Below are 22200 nucleotides of genomic sequence, written 5' to 3' on the forward strand. Positions count from 1 at the left end.
TTACCCTCTCCGGTTTAGGTTGAACTTAGGCTAGCCCTCTATAATGAAATTGAAAATCATTTTCATTTATAGAAGTCAAGTATAAATCTTGGTTGTGTTTGTCAACATGAAAATTTATCTATTTAGAAAAGCCGTCATCGCAAGCTTAAAGCAGGCGTGGCAAATTCTAACATTTTAAAATGGAAGATTCTTCATCCTGCTGGATTTAGAATGACAATTAGATGTTAAAAGTACAAATAATATTAATAAGTTATATCTATTTTGGATTAGGAATTTAGTCCTTGCCTAAGGTTATAAAACCTGGAACAATATTAGCAACAAGTGAAGTGTGAATAACCGATATGTCTTTTAAGAGTAGGTTTTTTCATGACAAAAATTACTGATCAACCTATCGCTGTTGGTAAGGTACTCGAAGAACAACCTATCGCTGTTGGTAAGGCACTCGAGGGTTTTGACTCCCTCATCCTAGGCACTTTAAAGCGTCCACCCTTAGACAATACTAACAGCATTGGGGGAGATAAATTTTCAGTTGGTTCTCCTGTCGCTTCAGCAGATAAGGGTGTAGCCCCCAAGGGTCTCGAAGGGTATTTTAAAAATCCCAAAAACTGATTAATCCTGGTTCATCCTACTGAACTTCACCATTATAATTACAATCAACCCGACCCCTGCAATCACACTTGAAACTCCGAACATGGTCGTAAAATTCGCAATGTCTCCCAGTTTACCCATGAGAATAAAACCCACCGTATTACCTAAACCATAAGTCACGGTAGAATAAAGAGTTTGGCCGGTGGCCTTAAGATGACATGGCACCTTTCGTCTAATAAATTCCATAACCGCCAAATGAAACGTGCCATAAGTAAAGGCGTGGAGTATTTGACTTAAAAAAATCAGCGGGAGTTTGGGGAAATAAGCAAGTAAGGCCCAACGCAAGGTGGCCATGAACAAAGAAAATCCCAACACGCTAATGGGATGAACGATTTTGAGTCGTGGTGCCCACACCACCATGATCAACAATTCCGCCAATAAGCAAGGCGCCCACAGATAAGCAATATAAGGGCCTTCATAGCCAAGCCCTTTTAAATAGAGGGAAAAATATCCGTAATAAGCCCCATGACTCAATTGCATCAAAAAACAAACCACCAACACGCCAACCATGAGTTTGAACCAAGGCCGGTGTAAATCAAGAGTTGGTTCTACAAACGAAGTGCTATGGGCAAAATGCAGGCACAAGACACTAAGCCCCGCTAGGCCACCTAAAAAAAGGATGACCCAAAGAATGATGCTTAAGGGATAAAATTTTATCAAATACCCGCCCAAAAAAACCGCTGCAAAAAAACCCAAGGTGCCCCACACTCGAATGCGGCCATAAATATAATCGTGTTTTTGGCAAAAGCGTTGGCTGATGGCCTCGACCAAAGGTAAGACCCCGGTGCGAAACAACATGGCAAGTAAGGTGACTATAAAAACTCCCCAAAAACTTTGCGCCCAGAAAAGCCCTGCAAATAGAACTGTCGAAATAAACATGAGAATACTGGCAAGTAGTGGCGCCTTGCCTGTACGATCGGCTAGCCGCCCCCATAGCAAGGGAACCCCAATGCGGGTAACGGCTAACAAAGATAAAATGATGCCGGTTTGAAATTTTGAAAATTTTAAATGATCAAGATAAAGTTGGAAAAAAGGCAGCAGAGTCCCTAAGATTCCCATCTTAAAAAAGTAAAAGGCTGCTAGACAAAGGTAGATGGCACGATGTTTTAATTGCATGGAGGAAGCATAATGGTGTTACATGGACCACGCTACCGAAAAGTTTTATGAAACAATACCAACTTACAAAAAATGCCGCTGGCTTTTTTCTTATCACTGAGCAAACTTTTTTGTGTTTTAGCGGTAAAGAAGTGCATACATTTCTACACAATTATACCACTCAAGATATTAAGAAACTAAAACCTGGGGAAGTGACACAAGCGGCTTTCTTGGATCGTAAAGGCACGATTGTCGCTTTAAGTTTGATTATAAGACGAGAGGATCATCAATTTTTGGTTAAAGTTGAGAATACTAAAGTGGAGGCATTGCTCAAACATTTAGAGACATTTTTACTGTTAAGTGAAATTAAGGTTGAAGCACTGCAAAATTTTCAGCACTTGATTGTGCTGGGGCCTAAAAGTGGAAAAGAGATAAAATTGAAGATTGCTTCACCATCATGGGTCCCTGCCTCCGCAGGGATGAAATTGTTCGCAATGACATGGAGTTATCATATGTACGGCCTGCCAGGATTTGAGCTGTTGATTCCCAAAAAAAGTCTGGTAAGGGCTGATTTTGTTGATCCACAAATTCTGGAAATTTTAAGAATTGAAGCGGGTGAGCCTCGGGATGGAGTGGATATTACTGATCATATGCTCATCCAAGAAGCGAGGCTGGAAACTTCCGCGGTAAGTTTTACGAAGGGCTGTTACTTGGGCCAAGAAATTGTAGCCAGGGTACACACCCGAGGCCACGTCAATCGCAGCCTTAAACAAGTTAAACTACAAAAACCACCTCCTAGCTTGCCGTGGGAGATACAACAAAATGGACAAAAGATTGGCACCATCACCTCTTGCGTTAAATCGCCGCTTGCCCAAGGGTATTTGGCATTGGGGATCTTCTATCACCAAGCCCTTGACCAAATAGTGAAATTTCACATAGAGTTGTTTTCCCATGACAAACCCCCTGATTGAAAAAAAAACGTGGTCTATCCCTGAATCTTTTTTATATTGTGAGCGGGTGGCAAAATCTCACTATGAAAATTTCCCTGTTGGGTCGTGGCTTATCCCTAAAAAATTGCGCCCCTATGTATGGGCAATTTATGCCTTTGCTCGCAAGGCCGATGATTATGCCGATGAAGATTATGCAGAAAAAGATCGCCTGCCTAAATTAGATCGCTGGCAAGACATGTTGCTGCATTGCTACCATCGCCGAGTGAATCACCCGGTTTTTTTGGCCTTGGGTGAATTGGTGCGGCAATTTAAAATCCCTCAGCACCTTTTTGTTGACCTCATCACTGCCTTTAAAATGGATGTCATCAAAAAACGTCATGCCACTTTTGAAGAATTGCTCTACTACTGTAAACATTCAGCCAACCCGGTAGGACGTTTGATTTTACATCTCTTCAATGTCAAAGAACCTCGCGCCTATTTATTGTCAGACTATGTTTGCACGGCCTTACAATTGGCTAATTTTTGGCAAGATGTGAGTGTTGATTTAGAAAAAGATCGCATTTACATTCCGCAAGAAGATTTTGCCCAATTTCAATACACCGAAAAACAGTTGGTGAATCGAGAGTTAAACATTCAATTTCAGCGGCTCATGGCCTTTCAAGTGCAACGCACCAAAAGGCTCTTTCGCAAGGCCGAAGAATTGCCTTCGCTCGTAGGGGGCCGTTTGGGTTTTGAATTAAGAGCGGTCATTTTAGGAGGTATGGGGATTTTAAAAGCGATTGAAGCGGTACAATATGACACCTTGCATACCCGGCCGGCCCTTACCAAGGGTCAAAAATTAAAAATTTTATTGAAAGCCTGCTTTCGTTTCAAACGATCCCTTGGCAAACCCTTAGTAGCTGTAAGAAAGCCGGAGAGTGCATGAATGCACTTGGGATGTCTGCCGAACAAATTGCGGCAAAAAGCCAATCTAATTTTATAAGTTCGTTTTGGATTTTATCTAAAAAACGTCGCCAGGCCTTAACCACATTTTACGCCTTTAGCCGCGTGGTGGATGATGCGGTCGATGAACACTCAAGCGAAATAGCCACAAAACTTATTGCCCAGTGGCAACAACAAATCAACCTTTGTTATCATGGTTGGCCCACTCAACCCTTAGCGAGTGAATTGCAAAAAATAATTCGTGAATATGAAATCCCTAAAAAATATTTTGATGGGATTTTGCAAGGTGTGGCCATGGATATTCACCCGCAAAATTATTCTGATATCTCAAGCTTAGAAAATTACTGCTACCATGTGGCTAGCCTAGTTGGCTTGGTTTGTATGAAAATTTTTGGAGTCAACGGCCCGGCGGCTGAAACAGCCGCCACCGAATTGGGCTTGGCTTTACAATTCACCAATATTTTAAGGGATATTGCAGTGGATGCTAAAAAAGGGCGTTTGTATTTACCGCTAGAACTTTTGCAACAATTTGATTTAAGCCCTGATGCCATTCAAACGGGTGTACCTCGAGAAAAGGTTGTTTTGTGTTTAACCCATTTTGCTAACCTTGCGGAACAGCACTATACAGAGGCCTTTTCACTTATGCAAAATTTGCCTAAAAAACCCTTACAAGCGGCATGGGTGATGGGAAAGATTTATCATCAAATTTTAAATAAAATACGCCGGAAGAATTATGATGTTTACCAGGGAAAGATCACGTTATCTAAATTTAGGAAATTTTTTATTTTGCTTAAAGGAATCCTGGATCCCGGGTCTTAGCCCGGGATGACGTGCAGCCGTCATTCCGGCCCCCTGAGCCGGAATCCATTCCCTTTCTCTATAACTTATGACTTACGATACAATCATTATCGGTGGTGGGTTTGCAGGCCTTGCCGCAAGCGTGAAGCTTGCCCTGGCTGGCCATAAGATTGCTTTATTAGAGAAGCGGCCCTTTTTAGGGGGGCGAGCTTATTCGTTTCGCGAACCCAAAACCCAATCAACGGTTGATAATGGCCAACACCTCATGATGGGTTGTTATCATAACACTCTGGAATTTTTGCGAATCATCGGTGCCTTACCCAAATTAAAATTTATGAATCGACTTGAGGTAACTTTTCGTAACACGCATCGCTTGGCAAAATTAAGCTGCCCTAATTTACCTGCACCTTTTCATTTATTAATGGGGCTACTTAAATTCAAAAATTTTTCGGCGCAAGAAAAATGGCGCGCCGTTAAAATGATGCTGCGGGTTAAATTGAATCGTTTACCCCCAGAACTTGATTCAATGACTGTCATCGATTTTTTAAATCAGCAAGGTCAATCCCAACATGCCATCCAAGAATTTTGGGAACCCGTGGTACTAGCAACGATCAATGAAGATATCCATATCGCCAGTAGTGCATTATTTGTCGAGGTGCTACGCCGAGGCTTGTTGGCTAGTAAAAAAGATTCTCAGCTCGTTATATCTCAAGTGGGATTGAGTGAGCTTTACGTTGAACCTGCTTTAAAATTTTTAAATCAATACGCAGCTGAGGTTCATACGCAATGTCAAATGCAAAGTGCCGAACGCCATGCCAATGATTGGTTAGTGAAAGATTTTAATGGCAATGAATATCGTGGCCGTCATTTGGTGTTTGCAGTTCCACCTGCGGCATTGAAAAAAATTGCCTTGCCTGAAAATTTACGCATCAACTGGGAAATGTTAAAGCCATCGCCTATCCTTGCGATTAACCTATGGCTCAAAGACTGGCAGGCTCCTGAAATGTTTTGTGGGTTATTACAAAGCCCTTTGCATTGGCTCTTTGATAAAACCCAGGTGCTGCGTGACCCCGCAAGTGCATTATCTTTTGTGATTAGCGCAAGTCACCCCCTGGCCAAAAAAACCAACCAAGAATTAGTGGACACAGCCCTTGAAGAATTACACAAAATTTTTCCGGATAGCCAAAATAAAGAATTGCTGCACAGCCAGGTGATTCGCGAATTTGAAGCTACCTTTGCTAACCAAATCAATTGCGCTCACCAACGCCCTGCCACGCAAACCCATTTACCCAATCTTTATTTAGCCGGCGATTGGACGGCCACCGGATTACCTAGCACCATTGAAAGCGCGGTCTTGAGCGGGTTTAAAGCCAGCGACGCCATCGTTAGACGCACTGCATCATTTTGAACATTTGCCAAATTCCTTTTAAATTCCCATAATAAAGCATGCAGAAATCCATTCGCATCATCGCCTATGGTGACAGCCTCACCTATGGGTTCCCTTATGGTCATCCGCTTTCGTGGGTGGCAATCACTGAAGAAAAAACTGGAATTCCTTTGTTAAATCATGGTTCTAACGGTAGCACTCTCAAAGACCTCGTGCGTCGGGTGATGGAAGATGTGATTGATTTAAAGCCCAATTATTGCATTGTGATGGGGGGGACCAACGACATTTTTACTAATCACCGCTATGAGTTTATGAAAGAAAATTTTGAAGCTTTAATTAAAAAATTACAACAAAACAAAATCAACCCTATTATTGGCTTGCCCCCACCCGTGTTAGACAAGAAGCGAGAAAAAGAATTAACCAAGTTTCGCAATTGGCTCAAAAAACAAGCCCGGGCTCAAAAATTACCTTACATTGATTTTTTTTCGGCCTTACTCAATCCGAAAACCAAAACCCCCAATCGCAAATTTTTTGAAGACTTCGCCCACCCTAACTCAGAAGGCTATCAAGCCATGGCAGAAGTCAGCAGCAAAGTTTTGTGTAATCTATTAGGTATCAAATCTTTAAGCCAGAGCTGAAAAAGCGTAATGCCTCAGTTTTAGGGGTTTAGCTTTCCTCAACCCGTGCTCCGCTCCTCGTATTCGCACTTAAAAAACATTGGTTTGTTTAGAAGTTAGGGTATTCCCTCTGGTCATACCCTAACTTCTACAAACCATATGTTTTTAAAGTGCTCATGACTCGTCGCTCTCGCACAAAGGGTTTCGGAAAGCTAAACCCCTAAAACTGAGGCATTACGAAAAAGCCCTTCATACGCCCTCCTTTTTGAGTTATAGATTGCTTAATTTTATGGGAAAACGACGTAAAAAAAGGGATTATTACACTCGCGCTTTGGTGTTTATTCTCATCGCTTGCGGGGCGGTGTTGCTTTACGAGCAACTGGACCACTGGAGCAGCAATGGATCTTCAGTCAAACGCCCGGCGACCGTAGTTAATACCGCACCCTTAGCTTCCGCCCCTTCAACGGATAGTTTGTTTCAAACCGTTGCACCTGAAAAAGTATTACCCTTATTGCCCCTCGATGCCATCGACCAAAATTTTACCGGGCTCCATCACAACGATTACACCATCCTTGCCTATGCCCAAGGTAAAAATCTCGATAACCCCGACCTTGGCAAACCTAAAATCATGGTTTTAAAAAAAGACCCCACCGGGGGCACGCATAAGGAATTGCTGGATTTTGCCCCTATTAAAGATCAACTCAAAGGCGAACCTTTAGGCCCGCCCCAATTGAGCGCAAAACCTATTATTGATAAGCAAGGCATCCCTTTTTTCTTAGTGCGAACCTTTGTGCGCGAGGATGTTTTAAAAACCGCGACGGTCATGTATTTGCAGGCAGGCAAACCCGCATGGGCGAAATTAAAAGAAGATAATGAGTTAAGCCTCGCTACTTTTTTAGAGGGCAACAGCGCAGTAACTTCAACCCAAGTCACCTTAGGTGAGGAAAAGGGGATTCCCCTATTGAGGGTTAAAACCGGGAACTTTGAAAAATTTAACACCCATGTTTACCAATGGAATGGTAGCGCATTTGTCAAAGTGGGCTTGCATTGATGAAATCGCCCCTTCCTGCCATCGCTATTCAAGGCTTAACCAAAAAATACCCAAAGGTAGAGGCACTCCGCGACGTTAATCTTGAAATTTCAGAAGGAGAATTTTTTGGTTTGTTAGGGCCTAATGGTGCTGGCAAATCCACACTGATTCATTGTTTGGTGGGGCTTTGCCGGCCAACCCTAGGGCAGGTGTTGGTGTTTGGCAAATCTACCTTGCAAGATTATACCTACACCAAGGCTCAAATTGGTTTTTCTCCTCAAGACACGAATGTAGATCGCTTTTTTAATCTTGAACGCACCTTGCAATTTCAAGGGGGTTTTTTTGGCCTCTCGCGCAAAGAATCTAAGCTGAGGGCACAGGAGTTGCTGGAACAGTTTGATCTTGCCGCCAAAGCCAAAGAACAATTTTACAAATTATCGGGCGGCATGCAAAAACGCTTACTCATTGCTCGCGCCTTAATGAACAAACCTAAGATTCTTATTTTAGACGAGCCGACGGCGGGCATTGATGTGGAGCAACGCCACGAGCTTTGGCAATTTTTAAAAGACCTGCATGTAAGCGGCACCACGATTCTCTTAACCACGCATTATATTGATGAGGCCGAATATCTTTGTGAGCGGGTGGGAATTATTAATCACGGGCAAATCGTTGAAATGGGATCGCCGCAGGCCTTGGTTGATAAATACTGCGAACATCGCGTGGAGATTTTACTCAACGAACCTATTGACGCCCAAGAATTTCACGACATATCCGATGTGAATGTTAATGGATCTTTATTACAAGCTAAAGGGCAACAATTGGGCCCCTTAACCGAGCGAATTTTACAACGCATTTTGCAAAAATCTTCTCGCAAGGTTTTGGATATCAATATTCAAAAGGGCGACTTGGAAGAAGTATTTGTGAAGACAATTGCAGGTATAGCGGGTGACCCGGGCAGGGGGCCCCCCACCAGCGCGGAGTCTGCCTTGCAGACGAGCACTGCTGGGGGAAGGCCCGGGACCGGGCCCGCGATATAAATGATGTACCAAGGATTTTTTACACTCATTGAGCGCGAAGTTTACCGGTTTTCCAGACTTTCCCGGCAAACCATTTTTCCGCCCATCATCACGACCTTGTTGTTCATTTTTATTTTTGGATTTTCATTGGGCGCTTCGATTCGACAAATCGAAGGTTTTAGTTACATTATGTTTATCTTGCCAGGCTTGGCCTCTATGTCGGTGATCACCAATGCCTATGCCAACACCTCCACCAGTCTCTTCATGGCCCGCATGGACCGCAGCATCGAAAACACGCTGATTGCCCCGGTCACCTATTTTCAAATGGCGCTCTCGCTAGCCATTGGCGGCATTTTACGGGGTTTGGTGATTGGGCTCATCACTTTATTGGTAGGAATTTTTTCGGTGCACTTAAAAGTCCACGATTGGCCGCTCACTTTATTGGTGTTGACCCTTTCCTCTATCATTTTTTCTAACTTAGGCATTATTTCTGCCCTGCAAGCGGAGGGCTGGGACAGTATTGCCATGTTTACCAACTTTCTCATCACCCCCCTGGTTTATTTGGGTGGGGTTTTTTATTCTATCCAAATGCTGCCCCCGTTTTGGCACAAGGTGAGTTTGATTAATCCTATTTTTTATCTGGTGGATAGTTTGCGTTATAGCATTTTGGGGACCAGCGCCGTTGCCTTGAGCTTATCCCTTGGAATTCTGGTTTTTTTGACCATCGCCACTTTTGCAATTTGTGTGTGGTTATTTAAAATAGGGTATAAAATGGTGACTTAGAATGAAAGGCAGATGGATCCCGGATCGAGTCCGGGATTAAATATTTTGTCACCGGCTAAAGCCAGTGGCAAAATATTTAACCTTTTGACTTTTGCTTGGGTCTTGTAGATAAATACAGCAATGTGTGGGGGCTTACACCTTTAAACCCAAGAAGGGGGCTTTATGTTTCAGCGGCTTTTCCTTTTTCCCATCCTTTTATTATTAACTTTAGCCATAGGTCACTTGGGCTGTGGTTCGGGTACAGATGCCGGTGGTACCCCTGGCCAAATCACCCTAACCCTTACTGCCCCCAACGGGGTTGACCCGGTTTCTGGAGCGACCGTATGGATCCCGGCTAGTTCGAGTATTTCAGCGGCTGAGGTTCAAATTATTCGAAATTCTTTAACCGATTCTGAGGGCGAAACCTGCGATGACCCTACGGAAACAGCCAGTGATAGTGAGTGTACCAATGCTGCGGGGCAAGCTACTTTGACATGCTCTGGCACAGGTTCAACCACGGTGAAATATTTAAAGGGTAGTTTTAGTGGTTCAACCACGATCAGTTGCGGCGCTGCTCCAACAACTGCACCCGTAGCTACCACCAGCATTAATATGGCTGTGGTCACTGGAAGCTTTGACAGCATGCAAGACGTGCTAGCCAAACTAGGATTCGGTACTGTTACGAGTGCGGGGCGACTTGAACTAGGGACCGAAACCTTCACTCTCTATGATGGTGACAGTAGTTTAGATGACTCCGACTACGAAAATTGGGCTGATGTTATGTTAGATACTACCAAACTTGCTCAACATGATATTATTTTTATCAACTGTGATGAATTTGATCTTGGGGATGAACTCGACACGGATACAAGTACTAAGGTCACCAATCTTCGAAATTATGTTTTAGCAGGTGGGAAACTTTATGTCACCGATCTGTCCTATGATTATGTAGAGCAAGCCTTCCCCGAATTTGTTGATTTCAAAGATGGTGGTTCTGGCACTTCTGCAGAAACTGCAGGCGAGGCCGAAGATGGTAGTAGCAGTTTTTTTGATGAAAACGCTACTGTCGAAGTCGCGGCTTTAGGGACTTGGCTTGATAGTCGTACCGTCAACACCGGGAACAATGAAACAGATTGTTCCAGCACTACCGTCAATGGAACCGCCGGAGCGCGCAATGCTGATGGCTCTATCTTTATTGGTGATTTTTTGAGTGGTTGGGCCATGATGGATGGCGCTGAATCGGGTGCCACGATTACAACATGGATCACTGGTACCGATGTTGACTCCCAAGATCGTCCTTTAACGGTCACCTTTGATGCTGGGTCTAGTGGTGGTCGGGTGCTTTATAGTTCTTATCATACCTCGGAAAGTTGCCCCACCACTGGCTTTTGGCCGCAAGAGCGGGTGTTGCAATATTTGGTGTTTGAATTATAAAAAAAATTCTGTTTGCATAAAAAAGACCCTGGCGTAAAACATCAGGGTCTTTTTTTATATGACAACTCAAACCTGGACTATTCTTACTCTACTGCAATGGACCGAGCAATTTTTTCAAAAAAAGGGGCTTGATTCCCCTCGGCTCGATGCTGAATTGCTTTTGGCAAATTGCCTTAAACTCACTCGCGTACAACTTTATACAAATTTTGAACGACCAATCAATGAAGCCGAGCTTGCTCAATTTAAGGCCTTAATTCAGCGCCGGGCCAATCGTGAACCGCTTGCTTACATTACAGGCGAAAAAGATTTTTTTTCACTTCCGTTTCGAATTCGGCCCGGGGTGTTGATCCCCCGACCTGAAACAGAGCTGATTGTGGAGTTGGGCATATCTGTCATTGCTAGCCCAACGGGCGTGGCAATCTCACCGATTAGACAGAAGAGATTGCTTCACCCCGCTGGGTTCGCAATGACAGATATGCCCCTTTATAATGACACCATTAAAATCCTCGATATCGGCACAGGCTCGGGTTGTATTCTCATTTCACTCTTAAAAAATCTAGCGTCCTCTACTGGCATTGCCATGGATGTTAGCCCAGAGGCCATTGCCTGTGCCCAAGAAAATGCCGCGTTTCATGGGGTGTTAGAGCGTATCCAGTGGATCAATCGTGATTTTACTAATTTTGACCAACCTGAATTTGACCATGCCTTTGATTTAATTGTGGCCAACCTCCCCTATGTTAGTAGCGATGAAATCGAAGGGCTTATGCCCGAGGTAGCCAAGTTTGAACCGCGGAAAGCCCTGGTGGCAAAGAACCACGGACTCGATTTAATTTTTCAATTGATCAATCGACTCAGAAATTGGCTTAAACCGACGGGTAAAGCCCTATTGGAAATTGGAGCCACTCAAGGCAAGGCGTGCCTTGAATTCATTTCTAAAAACTCTTACCTACAAGCCAAACTTCACCAAGACCTAGCCCATCACGATCGCGTTCTTGAAATTGAAATCGTGCAGAGAGACAATTGCCAAACCTAAAAAGTTTTACTGAAGTGGGCTAAGGGGTAATTTGAAAACTCGCACCCGTGAAGCCTACTCGGCTCAAAAAATCCTTTATTTTTATTGAATTAGAGTATTCCTCTGTCATCCTCTAATTCAAAAAAATAATAGGATTTTTTGAACCTCCTACGGCTTCACTCCTGTGCTAAAAGTTCTCAAATTACCCCTTAGCCCACTTCAGTAAAACTTTTTATATCTCTGCAAATATTTGCAGAAAGTCTTTTCGAGGTAGGGAGAGGCCAAGGGAGAGCCTTTTAGCGCAGGAGGTCGGACGTAGGAGGGTTAAAAAATTTTATTGTTTTTTTGAATTAGAGGATGACGAAGGAATACTCTAATTCAATTAAAAACAAAAAATTTTTTAGCCCGACTAGGCCGACCGGGCGCGGGCTCTCCATTGGCCTCTCCCTACCTCGAAAAGACGTGGAGTAGTATTTGACTCTCCTTATAAATAGGCTTAGATCAGCGGGATGGATAAAATTATCTTGCAAGGGCAATGGCCCTTAAAAGGCAAGGTCAAGATCTCGGGTTCTAAAAATGCTAGCCTGCCTATTTTAGCTGCGACGATTTTAGCCGATGGGCCGGTAACAATCGACAATGTCCCTAATCTTTCCGATGTCAAAACCATGATGCGCCTATTGGAGGGTTTTGGCATGAAAGTAAGCTATCGCAATCATCAGTGCAAAACCCAACCAGCGCCTCTTACTAAACATCTCGCCCACTATGATTTGGTGCGTACCATGCGCGCTTCGATTTTGGTGTTGGGGCCCTTAGTGGCCAAAGTTGGCAAGGCGGTGGTAAGCTTGCCCGGTGGTTGTGCGATCGGCGCAAGGCCGGTTAATCTGCATTTGGTGGCGTTAGAAAAATTAGGCGCCAAGATTCAAGTTGAGCACGGTTATATTCATGCCGAGGCTAGAGCGTTGCAAGGGGCACCCATTCATTTTGACACCATCACGGTCACAGGCACTGAAAATGCCATGATGGCAGCCTGCCTTGCCCAAGGCACCACGGTGATTACCAATGCCGCCTGTGAACCTGAAGTGGTAGATCTAGCCCAGATGCTAAAAGCCATGGGGGCAAAGATTGAAGGGGAAGGTACTTCGACCATCACCATTGAAGGGGTTGCAAGTTTAAAGGGTTGTAAATTTAGCGTTATGCCCGATCGTATTGAAGCTGGCACTTTTCTCATTGGTGCCTGCATGACCGGGGGTGAAATCACCCTCGAAAATGCCAATCCCCATCACCTCACTTCCCTCATTGATAAACTTAAAATGGCTGGTGCCATGGTTGAAAATGGTCAAAAACAGTTAAAAATTCGAGGGCCTAAAGAAATTAGCCCGGTGGATATTAGCACCAGCCCTTACCCAAATTTCCCCACGGATTTTCAGGCCCAATTCATGGCGTTGATGGCCTTGGCCAAAGGGGAAAGTGTGATCGAAGAGAACATTTTTGAAAATCGGTTTATGCATGTGTCAGAATTAAACCGCATGGGCGCCGACATTCACTTGCAAGGCAATAAAGCCTTTATCAAGGGCGTCCCCAAGCTCTCCGGCGCACCCATCATGGCCACCGACCTTCGTGCTAGTGCCTGCCTGGTGTTGGCCGGGCTTGCAGCTGAGGGCATCACAGAGATTAGCCGGGTTTATCATATAGACCGTGGCTATGAGGGGATTGAAAAGAAATTCCGTAATGTAGGCGCTAAAGTCCGTCGTATCAAAGTCAAATACCGGTTCTAGACCCACCTCTTTTAACCACCCCTTCGCCCCTTGCTTCTGGAGCAATTTTTTAGTAATCTTGCCCGCTCATTCACTTTTGACGTGGCACCTCTATTATGAAAATACTTCGCTCGAGCGAACGAAACTTTCGTTACGAATTTGAAAAAATCCTTAAACGCAAGGAGACGCTTGCCAGCCCTTTAGAAACTGAAATTGCAAAAATTCTGGAAGATGTTCGCTTGCGGGGTGATAAAGCTCTCATTTCCTACACTGAAAAGTGGGACAAACATAAAATTAAAGATGGTAAAATTGCGGTCACCAAGGTTGAAATCAAAAAGGCCTACCAGCAATTAAAAAAAGAAGAAATTACCGCTTTAAAGCGGGCTGCCGATAACATTACTCGTTTCTACGAAAAACAACCCATTAATAATTTTAGCTTAAAAGAAAACGGCCTAGAATTAGGCTTGCGTTTTACGCCTATTGAAAAAGTGGGTATTTATGTGCCTGGTGGCAAGGCGTCTTATCCTTCAACGGTGCTCATGAATGCCATCCCCGCTAAAGTAGCTGGGGTGCAATATCTTGCTATGGTCACCCCCTTTGTAGAAGGGCAAGTGAACCCAGCTGTTTTAGTAGCTGCCGATATTGCCAAAGTTGATCATATTTATAAAGTGGGCGGGGCCCACGCCATCGCGGCCCTCACCTATGGCACGCCTTCTATTCCTAAGGTTGATAAAGTCGTGGGGCCTGGGAACCTTTATGTAACCATCGCAAAAAAATTGGTGTTTGGGTTTATTGGCATTGATATGATTGCTGGCCCTACCGAAATCTGCGTCTTGGCCGGCGAAGAGGCTGACCCTAAAATCATCGCCGCAGATTTATTAAGCCAGGCTGAACACGATGAAAATGCCACCTGTGTTTTGGTAACTTTTAATATCAATTTTGCTCACCGGGTTGATGGTGAACTGCGTCGCCAATTACGCGCTACCCCCAGGCGAACCATTGCTGAATCGGCGATTAAAAACCGTACCTTTATTATCATCACCAAAAATGTTGAAAGTGCGATCGGGCTGATCAATGAAGTTGCCCCCGAACATCTCGAATTAGTTATTAAAGATGCCGCTAAGATTGCCGAAAAAATTAACAATGCAGGGGCTATCTTTTTGGGCCATCATGCCCCGGTGGCTTTGGGTGATTATTTTGCAGGCCCTTCTCATGTGTTGCCTACGGCAGGCACGGCTAAATTTTCCAGTTGCCTCAACGTGCAAGACTTTCTTAAAGCCACCAGTATCATGGGTTGTGATGAAAAGACCTTTAAACGAATGGCCCCCGATATCATTCGGCTAGCCGAAATGGAATCTCTGATTGCCCACGCCGACAGTATCCGCGCCAGACTTTAGCGCTTGCTTCGAGCAACTCATTTAGTATAAGTATCCTTCGATGAAAAAAGCCCTATTGTTGTTTTTATTATTTTTTATCGCCGCTCCGGTTACGGCCAAGGAACCCAAGAAAAAATACTCCTTTCATCAAGGCACGGTCGTCTTATCGATTCATCTGCCTAATGGCCAACTTGCCGTGGAGGGTTATGGTTTAGCTATTTTCCCCGAAGGCAAAAAGAAACCCATTAAGATAGACGCCAACCGCGATGTTTATGAATTTACCCTACCCAGCGGGCCCTACAATATTGCCGTTTATGCAGGGGGGGACGAAAAATCTAGAGAACCCGTGACCATTTACAACAAGGTCAACGTGCTCCCTGAAACCGTCTTACACAAAAAGCTCTTCACTAATCATCTCGTCTCCCCCACCAAAGACTACGCCCAAGGCGAGTATCGGCAACTCAACAAGTAGAAATTTTTTAAAGTCTCGCAGCCTTGCTGAGGAGACCCATCGCGGAAGCGGCGGGGCCCCCATGCGGGCTAGCCGGTATGGACTTTCTGTCATTGCGAGCCCAACGGGCGCGGCAATCTCACCGGTTATACAGAAGAGATTGCTTCACCCTGCTGGGTTCGCAATGACAGAATTATTTAAGTTGCCGATAGGCCTCGGTGAGAATTTTTTCGGTGGTTTCCCAATCGAGGCAAGCATCGGTTACCGAAACACCGTATTTTAATTGTTTGAGGTCTTGGGGAATATCTTGCCTGCCCGCCATGAGATTACTTTCCAACATCACCCCCACAAGCGATGCATTGCCTTGCCGAATTTGCGCAATGACCTCAGTAAGCACTTGAGGTTGTTTGGCATAATCTTTGCCTGAGTTGCCATGGCTACAATCCACCACAATTTTATCAGGTAAATTATTTTTGTTTAATTCATTTTCAACCTTGGCAATTTGTTCAGGAGAATAATTCGGAGTTTTGCCTCCCCGCAAAACCATGTGACAATAGCGATTGCCACGGGTTTTAAAAACGGTGATTTTACCATCTTGATCGATCCCCAAAAAATGGTGCGGCTTCAGCGCTGATTTCATCGCGTTGAGCGCTACTTCAATATTTCCATCGGTTCCATTCTTAAAACCAATCGGCATGGATAAACCACTGGCCATTTCACGATGGGTTTGGCTTTCGGTTGTACGTGCGCCAATCGCCGTCCATGAGATTAATTCAGAAATATACTGTGGGATAATGGGGTCGAGGGCCTCGGTGCCAGCAGCTAAGCCCAATTGGGCAAAATCTAATAAAAGTTGCCGGGCAATTTTAATGCCTTTTTCAATATGAAACGAATCATCGAGATCAGGGTCGTTAATCAAACCCTTCCACCCTGTGGTCGTGCGAGGTTTTTCAAAATAGACTCGCATCACTACAAAAATTTTATCTTCGATCTTTTGTTTTAATTTCGAAAGTTTTTCAGCATATTCATGAGCTGCTTGAAGGTCGTGGATCGAACAGGGCCCCACCACCGCAAAAATTCGCTTATCCTTTCCATCTAAGATAGCCTCGATGGTGTTCCTTGCTTGCATGACGGTCTGCTCATGCTGCGGCGTTACGGGAAGGCTTTTTTTAATTTCTAGCGGTGTCGGTAAAGGTTTGGAACTTTCGACATTACGATTGATGAGTTTTTTCACTGATTAATCACTTCCAAACTGGGACTTAAGCGATTCTTTAAAAGTTGGCTGATGTAATTAAGCGTCCCGGCAGTGGCACTTGGGCAAGACCCACAGGCCCCTTGATAATGAACCACTAGCACATTATCTTCTAGGCTTAACACTTCTAAACCCCCACCATCCATGGCTAAGCCAGGGCGGATTTCATTATCAAATAAAAGATTAATGATGGCCAATTTTTCTTCATTCTCTTTTTCATCAAAGTCGCCACTAAAATTGATACCTTCAGTTTGACTATCTGCGGTGGCCAACTGATCGGCCGGAAAGACCTGAGTGTCGTGAATGATGGAAACGGCTTGGTCATGAATATCGTTCATCGCCCCTTCAGGCATTTGCGTAATGGTGATAAAATTATCTTTCAAAAAAACCGATTCTACAGCTTTGATTTGAATAAGTTTTAATGCCAAGGCATTATCTTTGGCCTCCTCCGGCGTTGTAAAATTGAGCCCGGCCCCTGCCGTAACCTTATCGTTTAAAATCAATTTAAAGGCATTGGGATTAGGGGTCCAATCAAGTCTTTGAATTTCATAATTTTTATTCATAGTAACCTCATAAAGCATTAATAACTATTTTAGCTTACTCTGTAAAGGTGGAAAAAGTTTGATAAACTACACACTTGCACCCCATAGGTTATTTTTGTTACTAGTCGGGCATGAAAAAATCAGAACGCCAAACCATTCGCCATTTTATTGATGAAAACTATAAACACTTTAATGCCGCGGTATTAAAAGATGCGGCCCTTGCTTATGAAAAGCAAATTCAATCTGGCAATAAAATGATGGTCTGCCTGGCCGGTGCCATGAGCACAGCTGAACTTGGGATTAGTTTGGCCGAAATGATTAAGGAAGATAAAGTGCATATCATCACTTGCACCGGGGCTAATTTAGAAGAAGACATTTTTAATCTTGTCGCCCACGATTATTACGAACGCATCCCAGAATATCGGCAACTCACCCCTGACCAAGAAGTTAAATTGCGAGAACGTGGTTTAAACCGTGTAACCGATACGTGCATCCCCGAACACGAAGCCATTCGCCGGATTGAGACTGCTATGTTGCCTTTATGGAAAGATAACGATCAGAAAAACCGTAGCCTATTCCCTTACGAATATTTTTACGAACTCATCCGCAACAATAGTTTAAAAAAGTTTTATCAAATCGATCCTAAAAATTCTTGGATGGTGGCGGCGGCTGAAAAAAATCTGCCCATCATCACCCCCGGTTGGGAAGATTCAACCTTAGGCAATATTTTTGCCAGCCACGTATATGACGGCAGTGTCAAAAATGTGCACATTGTTCGGCAAGGTTTAGAGGCCATGAAATTTTTGATTGGCTGGTATTTAGAAAATACGCAAAACAACGGTGTAGGATTTTTTCAAATTGGTGGGGGCATTGCCGGCGACTTCCCTATTTGCGTGGTTCCGCTGATTCGTCAAGATTTACAAACCCCCTGCAAGCTCTGGAGTTATTTTTGCCAAATCAGCGATAGCACCACTAGCTTTGGTTCTTATAGCGGCGCGGTGCCTAACGAAAAAATTACTTGGGAAAAACTAGGCCCTGACACCCCACGGTTTGTGATTGAGTCAGACGCTACGATTGTAGCCCCTTTGATTTTCAATTATGTACTGGCTGGGTAATTATTTTTTAATCTCAAAAGGCGCAAGGGCCATCTCTAATCTAAAAATCCACTTAGGATCAGGATTGGCGGCCCGTTTTACTTTTAAGTTGAGAAAATTCTTTACAGTTAAATAAGCACCCGCTGCCCATGAGTTGGACCAATAAGTCATTCCATTATTATTTCGAAAATAAGCTAAAGCTTCCTCAGCTAACTTGACGGCTCGCTCCACTTGCCACTCGATTGGAATGGATGAACCATAGGCAAGCAGGTAACTGTCATATCTCATATGGTCTTCGGCACTTTCTGCCACCATACCTAATGTTGCTGAAAGATCAGAAACGTAGTGGGAATTCAAAGCTTGACCCGATGTGAAGATGCCCACGATAGTTCCAGCTACTTTAAAATCGGGGATTCTTCTTAATAAAGGCAGGATGTGCTTCTGCTTATTGCCGATAGGCACATTAGGATCGAGCAATGCATCCATGAGGTAGTAAGTAAGGCGTGGGTCTTTTAATTGAAGATTTTTTCTACCGATCTCGTAATCGTCGCTAACATAATGATAAAAGTCCCTCTCTAAAATCTTGGCGGCGGGGTTGGCTAAGTCCTCTTTACCAAGGCTTGCCACCTCGACTAGGGCCTCCACGGACTTGCAAATCAAGCGGAGGCTTACCGTTACTTTTCAACCAAAGGGTATTTTCCGGACAAACATCGTTATTAAAAATATAATTGTTGGGCAAACGGCCACAGTAATATTCAAGCCCGTCAAACATCTTTTCGGTATAAGGAACTGTACTGCTCGTTAAAGAAAGTCCGCTGACGTATTTTTCAAGGGCCAGGCTTGGAGGCAGATGATCTTTAAAAATAAGACCTTCCACACTATAATCCTGTGTCATTCGTTGGGCATGCCAAAGCCAGGTAAAAGGACCATTAGCACTCGAATGCAAGCTATAATGAGCACGGGTCTCGAGTTTTTTGATGTGGCTAATAATCTCGCCCATGGCTTGGTATTCATCAAGGTTAACCCCATCGCTCTTGGCCAATTCGAAGGTTGCAGTGATTTCTTCAGCACTAATTTTTTTACCATCGAGTGATTGATCACTTTGCCACGATTCAAGCCAACCCTGAGCTAATTTAGACAATTCCATCGTATTCTCCTTGCTACAAATCTTTAAGTCAGTTTGTGCATATAATGTGCCAATATTCTACATTTTATACAAATGTTAAGGGCTTAGAATCTAAAACTTTTTGGCCACGTTCCTAAAAATTTTAGGGTCTATTGGGGCCCCAGGCCCCCACTAAGGTAGCCCCCAATGGAGAACAAAGTCCTCTTTCCATTTTGCTCAATCGGTATTACTTTATTAAGTATGGCACAAGAAGATCGCCCCCAAACCCAAGGTGACGCTGGGATTCTTACGGAGAAAAAAACCAAAACCCGTCGCCCCCCTATGTATAGGGTGATGCTCATTAACGATGACTACACCACCATGGATTTTGTGGTTTATATTTTAGAAACGGTGTTTGGAAAATCCAAAGAAGAAGCGCATCAACTCATGCTGCAGGTACATCAGTCGGGCATGGGAGTTTGTGGTATTTACAGTAAAGAAATTGCTGAAACCAAGGTACAAACGGTGATACATCTTGCTCGCAAAGAGGGTTTTCCGTTACAATGTGTTATGGAGCTTGCGTGATTAGTACTGAATTACAAAGCTGTCTTAATTTCGCGTTTTCTAAAACCATGGAATTGACCCATGAGTATGTCACCTTAGAACATCTTCTCTATGCCCTCATTCAAAATTCTGAAGTGCGCAAAACACTCGAGGCCTTGGGTGGAGATTTGCAAATCTTACGGCGTAATTTAGAAGCGCATTTTGATACCCTGCCCGAAGTCAAATATCCTAAAGCCGATGGTAAAGTCCCAACCACCTTAGCCGTGCAACGAGTGATTCAGCGAGCGGCCTTTGATGTGCAAGCCGCCGGCAAAAATGAAATCTTGCCCACCCATGTGTTGGTGGCACTTTTTAATGAAAAAGAAAGTTATGCCACTTACTTTTTACAAAAACAGGATATTACTCGCATTGATATCGTGAGCTATCTGTCACATGGTATCCACAAACTCCCCAGCGCTAATTTTGAAGAACCTCTTCCTTTAGAAGAAGGTGAAAGTTCTAAAACCAACCTGCAAGGTTTTATTTTAAATCTCAATGAACGGGCCAAGCGCGGCAAGATTGACCCGCTCATTGGCCGGGAACGTGAACTCGATCGAGTCGTTCACATTTTGTGCCGACGCCGCAAAAACAATCCTTTGCTGGTGGGCGATGCCGGGGTTGGCAAAACCGCTATTGTCGAAGGATTGGCGCTTAAAATTGTAAAAAAAGAAGTGCCAGAACCGATTCGAGCCCTCACGATTTATGCGCTCGATATGGGGGCATTATTAGCGGGCACTAAATTTCGGGGTGATTTTGAACTGCGTTTAAAATCGGTATTACAAAAATTAAGCAACGACCCGCATGCGGTTTTATTTATTGATGAAATTCATACCGTGATTGGGGCTGGCGCCACCACGGGCGGCTCCCTCGATGCTAGCAATTTACTGAAACCTGCGCTTAACGCGGGCGATTTACGCTGTATTGGCGCTACGACCTATAAAGAATTTCGCAATTATTTTGAAAAAGATCATGCGCTAGCTCGCCGTTTTCAAAGGGTTGATATTAATGAACCTTCATTAGAAGAAACTTATCAAATCATCATCGGTCTCAAATCCCAATTTGAAAAATTTCATAACGTTGAATATCCCGCAGAAGCACTCAAAAGTGCGGTCGATCTGTCGTCAAAATATCTTCATGAAAAGAAATTGCCCGACAAAGCTATTGACGTGATCGATGAAGTAGGCGCGCAGTTGCGCTTGAATGCTACCGATACCACGGTTCGCCAAGTAACCGTAAGAGACATTGAAGAAATGGTTGCGAAAATCGCCTGTGTTCCTCCGCGCACGGTTTCAAGTTCTGACAAGGAACAACTTAAAAATTTAGAATCTAACATTAAATTAACCTTGTTTGGCCAAGAACAAGCCATTGAAAAAGTCGCTAGTACGCTTAAACTTTCTCGCGCTGGGCTGGGCAATAACAACCGCCCGATTGGCAATTTTCTTTTTGCCGGGCCCACTGGGGTTGGCAAAACCGAATTGGCTAAAGAATTGGCCCGCGTGTTGGGGATTGAGTTTATTCGTTTTGACATGAGTGAATATATGGAAAAACACACGGTGAGCCGGCTTATTGGCGCACCGCCCGGCTACGTTGGTTTTGACCAAGGCGGCCTTTTGACCGATGCCATTCACAAAACACCCCATGCAGTTTTATTACTCGACGAAATCGAAAAGGCTCATCCCGATCTTTTTAATATTCTCTTGCAAGTGATGGACTATGGCACTCTTACCGACAACAACGGTCGTAAATCTGATTTTAAAAATGTGATTTTAATTATGACCACCAATGCAGGGGCGCGGGAAATTCAAAGACCCTCTATTGGTATTCATCAAACCACCGTGTATGGCTCCCCGCAGCAAGAAATCGATCGAATTTTCAGCCCCGAATTTCGCAATCGCTTGGATGCTACGGTGCATTTTAATTCTCTCGATGAAACGGCCATTTTAAAAGTGGTCGACAAATTTATGGCAAGGCTCGAAAATCAATTGGCTGAAAAAAAGGTTTTACTCACCATCACCGATACGGCACGTCATTATTTGGCCAAGTATGGCTACGACCCAAAAAATGGGGCCCGGCCCATGGAAAAGCTTATTCAAGATAAAATTGCAAGAATCTTGGCTGATGAAGTGTTGTTTGGAAAATTAGAAAAAGGCGGGGTGGTCGAACTCGACTGCAAAGATGATCAACTCGATTTTCAGTACCAAGCCAAATCCAAAAAGCCTGAAGAAATAAAGGCATAAATAGAAGAAAAATAGTGCTTAAGGTCTGTGTTGTTTCAAACCCGCGCCCGGTCGGCCTACTCGGGCTAAAAAATTTTTTGTTTTTGGTTGAATTA

22 protein-coding genes are annotated in these 22200 nt (G+C 44.0%); 17 read left to right on the top strand and 5 right to left on the bottom strand.

Features of this window, described 5'->3' with window-relative positions; genetic code table 11:
* The first annotated feature begins 366 nt into the window (after positions 1-366).
* Positions 367-609 (top strand): hypothetical protein, encoded by a 243-nt coding sequence (locus HYU97_00780; protein MBI2335288.1) that lies wholly within the window; start codon positions 367-369, stop codon positions 607-609.
* Here the strand turns inward: HYU97_00780 and HYU97_00785 are convergent, their stop codons facing one another.
* Entirely contained in the window at positions 610-1764 is a 1155-nt protein-coding gene (locus HYU97_00785) for an MFS transporter (protein ID MBI2335289.1), read from the bottom strand. It lies immediately after the preceding gene.
* Between the two features lie 47 nt (positions 1765-1811).
* Here HYU97_00785 and HYU97_00790 point away from each other — a divergent pair, with 47 nt between their 5' ends.
* The 13 genes from HYU97_00790 (at position 1812) to HYU97_00850 (ending at position 15293) form a co-directional block, all read left to right on the top strand.
* A complete protein-coding gene (locus tag HYU97_00790; protein ID MBI2335290.1) occupies positions 1812-2714 on the top strand; it encodes a hypothetical protein in 903 nt (300 codons plus the stop codon).
* On the top strand, positions 2695-3618 hold the full coding sequence (gene hpnC / locus HYU97_00795) for a squalene synthase HpnC (protein ID MBI2335291.1): 924 nt from the start codon (positions 2695-2697) through the stop codon (positions 3616-3618). Before HYU97_00790 ends, hpnC begins: the two co-directional genes overlap by 20 nt.
* Positions 3615-4454, top strand: coding sequence for a squalene/phytoene synthase family protein (locus HYU97_00800; protein ID MBI2335292.1), 840 nt, complete (start codon positions 3615-3617; stop codon positions 4452-4454). Before hpnC ends, HYU97_00800 begins: the two co-directional genes overlap by 4 nt.
* A 67-nt stretch (positions 4455-4521) precedes the next feature.
* Positions 4522-5841 carry an FAD-dependent oxidoreductase gene (locus tag HYU97_00805; protein MBI2335293.1) on the top strand — a complete coding sequence of 440 codons (1320 nt, stop codon included), beginning with the start codon at positions 4522-4524 and terminating at the stop codon, positions 5839-5841.
* A 38-nt stretch (positions 5842-5879) separates the two neighbouring features.
* Entirely contained in the window at positions 5880-6458 is a 579-nt protein-coding gene (locus tag HYU97_00810; protein ID MBI2335294.1) for a hypothetical protein, read from the top strand.
* Positions 6459-6726: 268 nt separating this feature from the next.
* Complete coding sequence (locus HYU97_00815; protein MBI2335295.1) at positions 6727-7488, top strand: hypothetical protein; 762 nt, start codon at positions 6727-6729, stop codon at positions 7486-7488.
* Positions 7488-8504 carry an ABC transporter ATP-binding protein gene (locus HYU97_00820; protein ID MBI2335296.1) on the top strand — a complete coding sequence of 339 codons (1017 nt, stop codon included), beginning with the start codon at positions 7488-7490 and terminating at the stop codon, positions 8502-8504. Before HYU97_00815 ends, HYU97_00820 begins: the two co-directional genes overlap by 1 nt.
* Complete coding sequence (locus HYU97_00825; GenBank protein ID MBI2335297.1) at positions 8505-9266, top strand: ABC transporter permease; 762 nt, start codon at positions 8505-8507, stop codon at positions 9264-9266.
* Positions 9267-9428: 162 nt separating this feature from the next.
* Positions 9429-10679, top strand: a complete 1251-nt coding sequence (locus tag HYU97_00830) for a hypothetical protein (protein MBI2335298.1) — start codon at positions 9429-9431, stop codon at positions 10677-10679.
* 58 nt (positions 10680-10737) lie between these two features.
* Positions 10738-11712 carry a peptide chain release factor N(5)-glutamine methyltransferase gene (gene prmC, locus HYU97_00835; GenBank protein ID MBI2335299.1) on the top strand — a complete coding sequence of 325 codons (975 nt, stop codon included), beginning with the start codon at positions 10738-10740 and terminating at the stop codon, positions 11710-11712.
* Positions 11713-12200: 488 nt separating this feature from the next.
* The gene (gene murA / locus HYU97_00840; protein MBI2335300.1) at positions 12201-13466 is read left to right on the top strand and encodes a UDP-N-acetylglucosamine 1-carboxyvinyltransferase; all 1266 of its coding nucleotides are present in this window, start codon (positions 12201-12203) and stop codon (positions 13464-13466) included.
* Positions 13467-13561: 95 nt separating this feature from the next.
* Positions 13562-14842: a histidinol dehydrogenase gene (gene hisD / locus HYU97_00845; GenBank protein ID MBI2335301.1), complete on the top strand. Its 1281-nt coding sequence runs from the start codon at positions 13562-13564 to the stop codon at positions 14840-14842.
* A gap of 40 nt (positions 14843-14882) precedes the next feature.
* On the top strand, positions 14883-15293 hold the full coding sequence (locus HYU97_00850; GenBank protein ID MBI2335302.1) for a hypothetical protein: 411 nt from the start codon (positions 14883-14885) through the stop codon (positions 15291-15293).
* A gap of 172 nt (positions 15294-15465) precedes the next feature.
* Here the strand turns inward: HYU97_00850 and HYU97_00855 are convergent, their stop codons facing one another.
* Positions 15466-16506 carry a 3-deoxy-7-phosphoheptulonate synthase gene (locus tag HYU97_00855; GenBank protein MBI2335303.1) on the bottom strand — a complete coding sequence of 347 codons (1041 nt, stop codon included), beginning with the start codon at positions 16504-16506 and terminating at the stop codon, positions 15466-15468.
* Positions 16503-17087 carry a NifU family protein gene (locus HYU97_00860; GenBank protein MBI2335304.1) on the bottom strand — a complete coding sequence of 195 codons (585 nt, stop codon included), beginning with the start codon at positions 17085-17087 and terminating at the stop codon, positions 16503-16505. Before HYU97_00860 ends, HYU97_00855 begins: the two co-directional genes overlap by 4 nt.
* Before the next feature lie 110 nt (positions 17088-17197).
* Here HYU97_00860 and HYU97_00865 point away from each other — a divergent pair, with 110 nt between their 5' ends.
* Complete coding sequence (locus HYU97_00865; protein ID MBI2335305.1) at positions 17198-18181, top strand: deoxyhypusine synthase family protein; 984 nt, start codon at positions 17198-17200, stop codon at positions 18179-18181.
* Here HYU97_00865 and HYU97_00870 read toward each other — a convergent pair whose 3' ends face one another.
* Both HYU97_00870 and HYU97_00875 read right to left on the bottom strand, forming a co-directional pair.
* The gene (locus HYU97_00870; GenBank protein ID MBI2335306.1) at positions 18182-18805 is read right to left on the bottom strand and encodes a hypothetical protein; all 624 of its coding nucleotides are present in this window, start codon (positions 18803-18805) and stop codon (positions 18182-18184) included.
* Entirely contained in the window at positions 18771-19307 is a 537-nt protein-coding gene (locus HYU97_00875) for a hypothetical protein (protein ID MBI2335307.1), read from the bottom strand. The genes HYU97_00870 and HYU97_00875 overlap by 35 nt, the downstream gene beginning before the upstream one ends.
* Before the next feature lie 219 nt (positions 19308-19526).
* Between HYU97_00875 and clpS the strand changes: the two genes are divergently transcribed.
* Both clpS and clpA read left to right on the top strand, forming a co-directional pair.
* On the top strand, positions 19527-19850 hold the full coding sequence (gene clpS, locus HYU97_00880) for an ATP-dependent Clp protease adapter ClpS (GenBank protein ID MBI2335308.1): 324 nt from the start codon (positions 19527-19529) through the stop codon (positions 19848-19850).
* Positions 19847-22105, top strand: a complete 2259-nt coding sequence (gene clpA, locus HYU97_00885; GenBank protein ID MBI2335309.1) for an ATP-dependent Clp protease ATP-binding subunit ClpA — start codon at positions 19847-19849, stop codon at positions 22103-22105. Before clpS ends, clpA begins: the two co-directional genes overlap by 4 nt.
* Positions 22106-22200 lie beyond the last annotated feature (95 nt).

The sequence above is a fragment of the Deltaproteobacteria bacterium genome, from assembly GCA_016183235.1.
Classification (GTDB): domain Bacteria; phylum UBA10199; class UBA10199; order DSSB01; family JACPFA01; genus JACPFA01.

What these genes read in the sequence shown, in the direction of transcription:
- clpS (MBI2335308.1), top strand. Translation starts at nt 19,527, where the DNA reads ATGGCACAAGAAGATCGCCCCCAAACCCAAGGTGACGCTGGGATTCTT.
- HYU97_00785 (MBI2335289.1), bottom strand. Translation starts at nt 1,764, where the DNA reads ATGCAATTAAAACATCGTGCCATCTACCTTTGTCTAGCAGCCTTTTAC.
- HYU97_00830 (MBI2335298.1), top strand. Translation starts at nt 9,429, where the DNA reads ATGTTTCAGCGGCTTTTCCTTTTTCCCATCCTTTTATTATTAACTTTA.
- hisD (MBI2335301.1), top strand. Translation starts at nt 13,562, where the DNA reads ATGAAAATACTTCGCTCGAGCGAACGAAACTTTCGTTACGAATTTGAA.
- HYU97_00825 (MBI2335297.1), top strand. Translation starts at nt 8,505, where the DNA reads ATGATGTACCAAGGATTTTTTACACTCATTGAGCGCGAAGTTTACCGG.
- HYU97_00815 (MBI2335295.1), top strand. Translation starts at nt 6,727, where the DNA reads ATGGGAAAACGACGTAAAAAAAGGGATTATTACACTCGCGCTTTGGTG.
- hpnC (MBI2335291.1), top strand. Translation starts at nt 2,695, where the DNA reads ATGACAAACCCCCTGATTGAAAAAAAAACGTGGTCTATCCCTGAATCT.
- HYU97_00865 (MBI2335305.1), top strand. Translation starts at nt 17,198, where the DNA reads ATGAAAAAATCAGAACGCCAAACCATTCGCCATTTTATTGATGAAAAC.
- HYU97_00810 (MBI2335294.1), top strand. Translation starts at nt 5,880, where the DNA reads ATGCAGAAATCCATTCGCATCATCGCCTATGGTGACAGCCTCACCTAT.
- HYU97_00875 (MBI2335307.1), bottom strand. Translation starts at nt 19,307, where the DNA reads ATGGAATTGTCTAAATTAGCTCAGGGTTGGCTTGAATCGTGGCAAAGT.
- HYU97_00805 (MBI2335293.1), top strand. Translation starts at nt 4,522, where the DNA reads ATGACTTACGATACAATCATTATCGGTGGTGGGTTTGCAGGCCTTGCC.
- murA (MBI2335300.1), top strand. Translation starts at nt 12,201, where the DNA reads ATGGATAAAATTATCTTGCAAGGGCAATGGCCCTTAAAAGGCAAGGTC.
- HYU97_00860 (MBI2335304.1), bottom strand. Translation starts at nt 17,087, where the DNA reads ATGAATAAAAATTATGAAATTCAAAGACTTGATTGGACCCCTAATCCC.
- HYU97_00790 (MBI2335290.1), top strand. Translation starts at nt 1,812, where the DNA reads ATGAAACAATACCAACTTACAAAAAATGCCGCTGGCTTTTTTCTTATC.
- HYU97_00800 (MBI2335292.1), top strand. Translation starts at nt 3,615, where the DNA reads ATGAATGCACTTGGGATGTCTGCCGAACAAATTGCGGCAAAAAGCCAA.
- HYU97_00820 (MBI2335296.1), top strand. Translation starts at nt 7,488, where the DNA reads ATGAAATCGCCCCTTCCTGCCATCGCTATTCAAGGCTTAACCAAAAAA.
- prmC (MBI2335299.1), top strand. Translation starts at nt 10,738, where the DNA reads ATGACAACTCAAACCTGGACTATTCTTACTCTACTGCAATGGACCGAG.
- HYU97_00850 (MBI2335302.1), top strand. Translation starts at nt 14,883, where the DNA reads ATGAAAAAAGCCCTATTGTTGTTTTTATTATTTTTTATCGCCGCTCCG.
- HYU97_00780 (MBI2335288.1), top strand. Translation starts at nt 367, where the DNA reads ATGACAAAAATTACTGATCAACCTATCGCTGTTGGTAAGGTACTCGAA.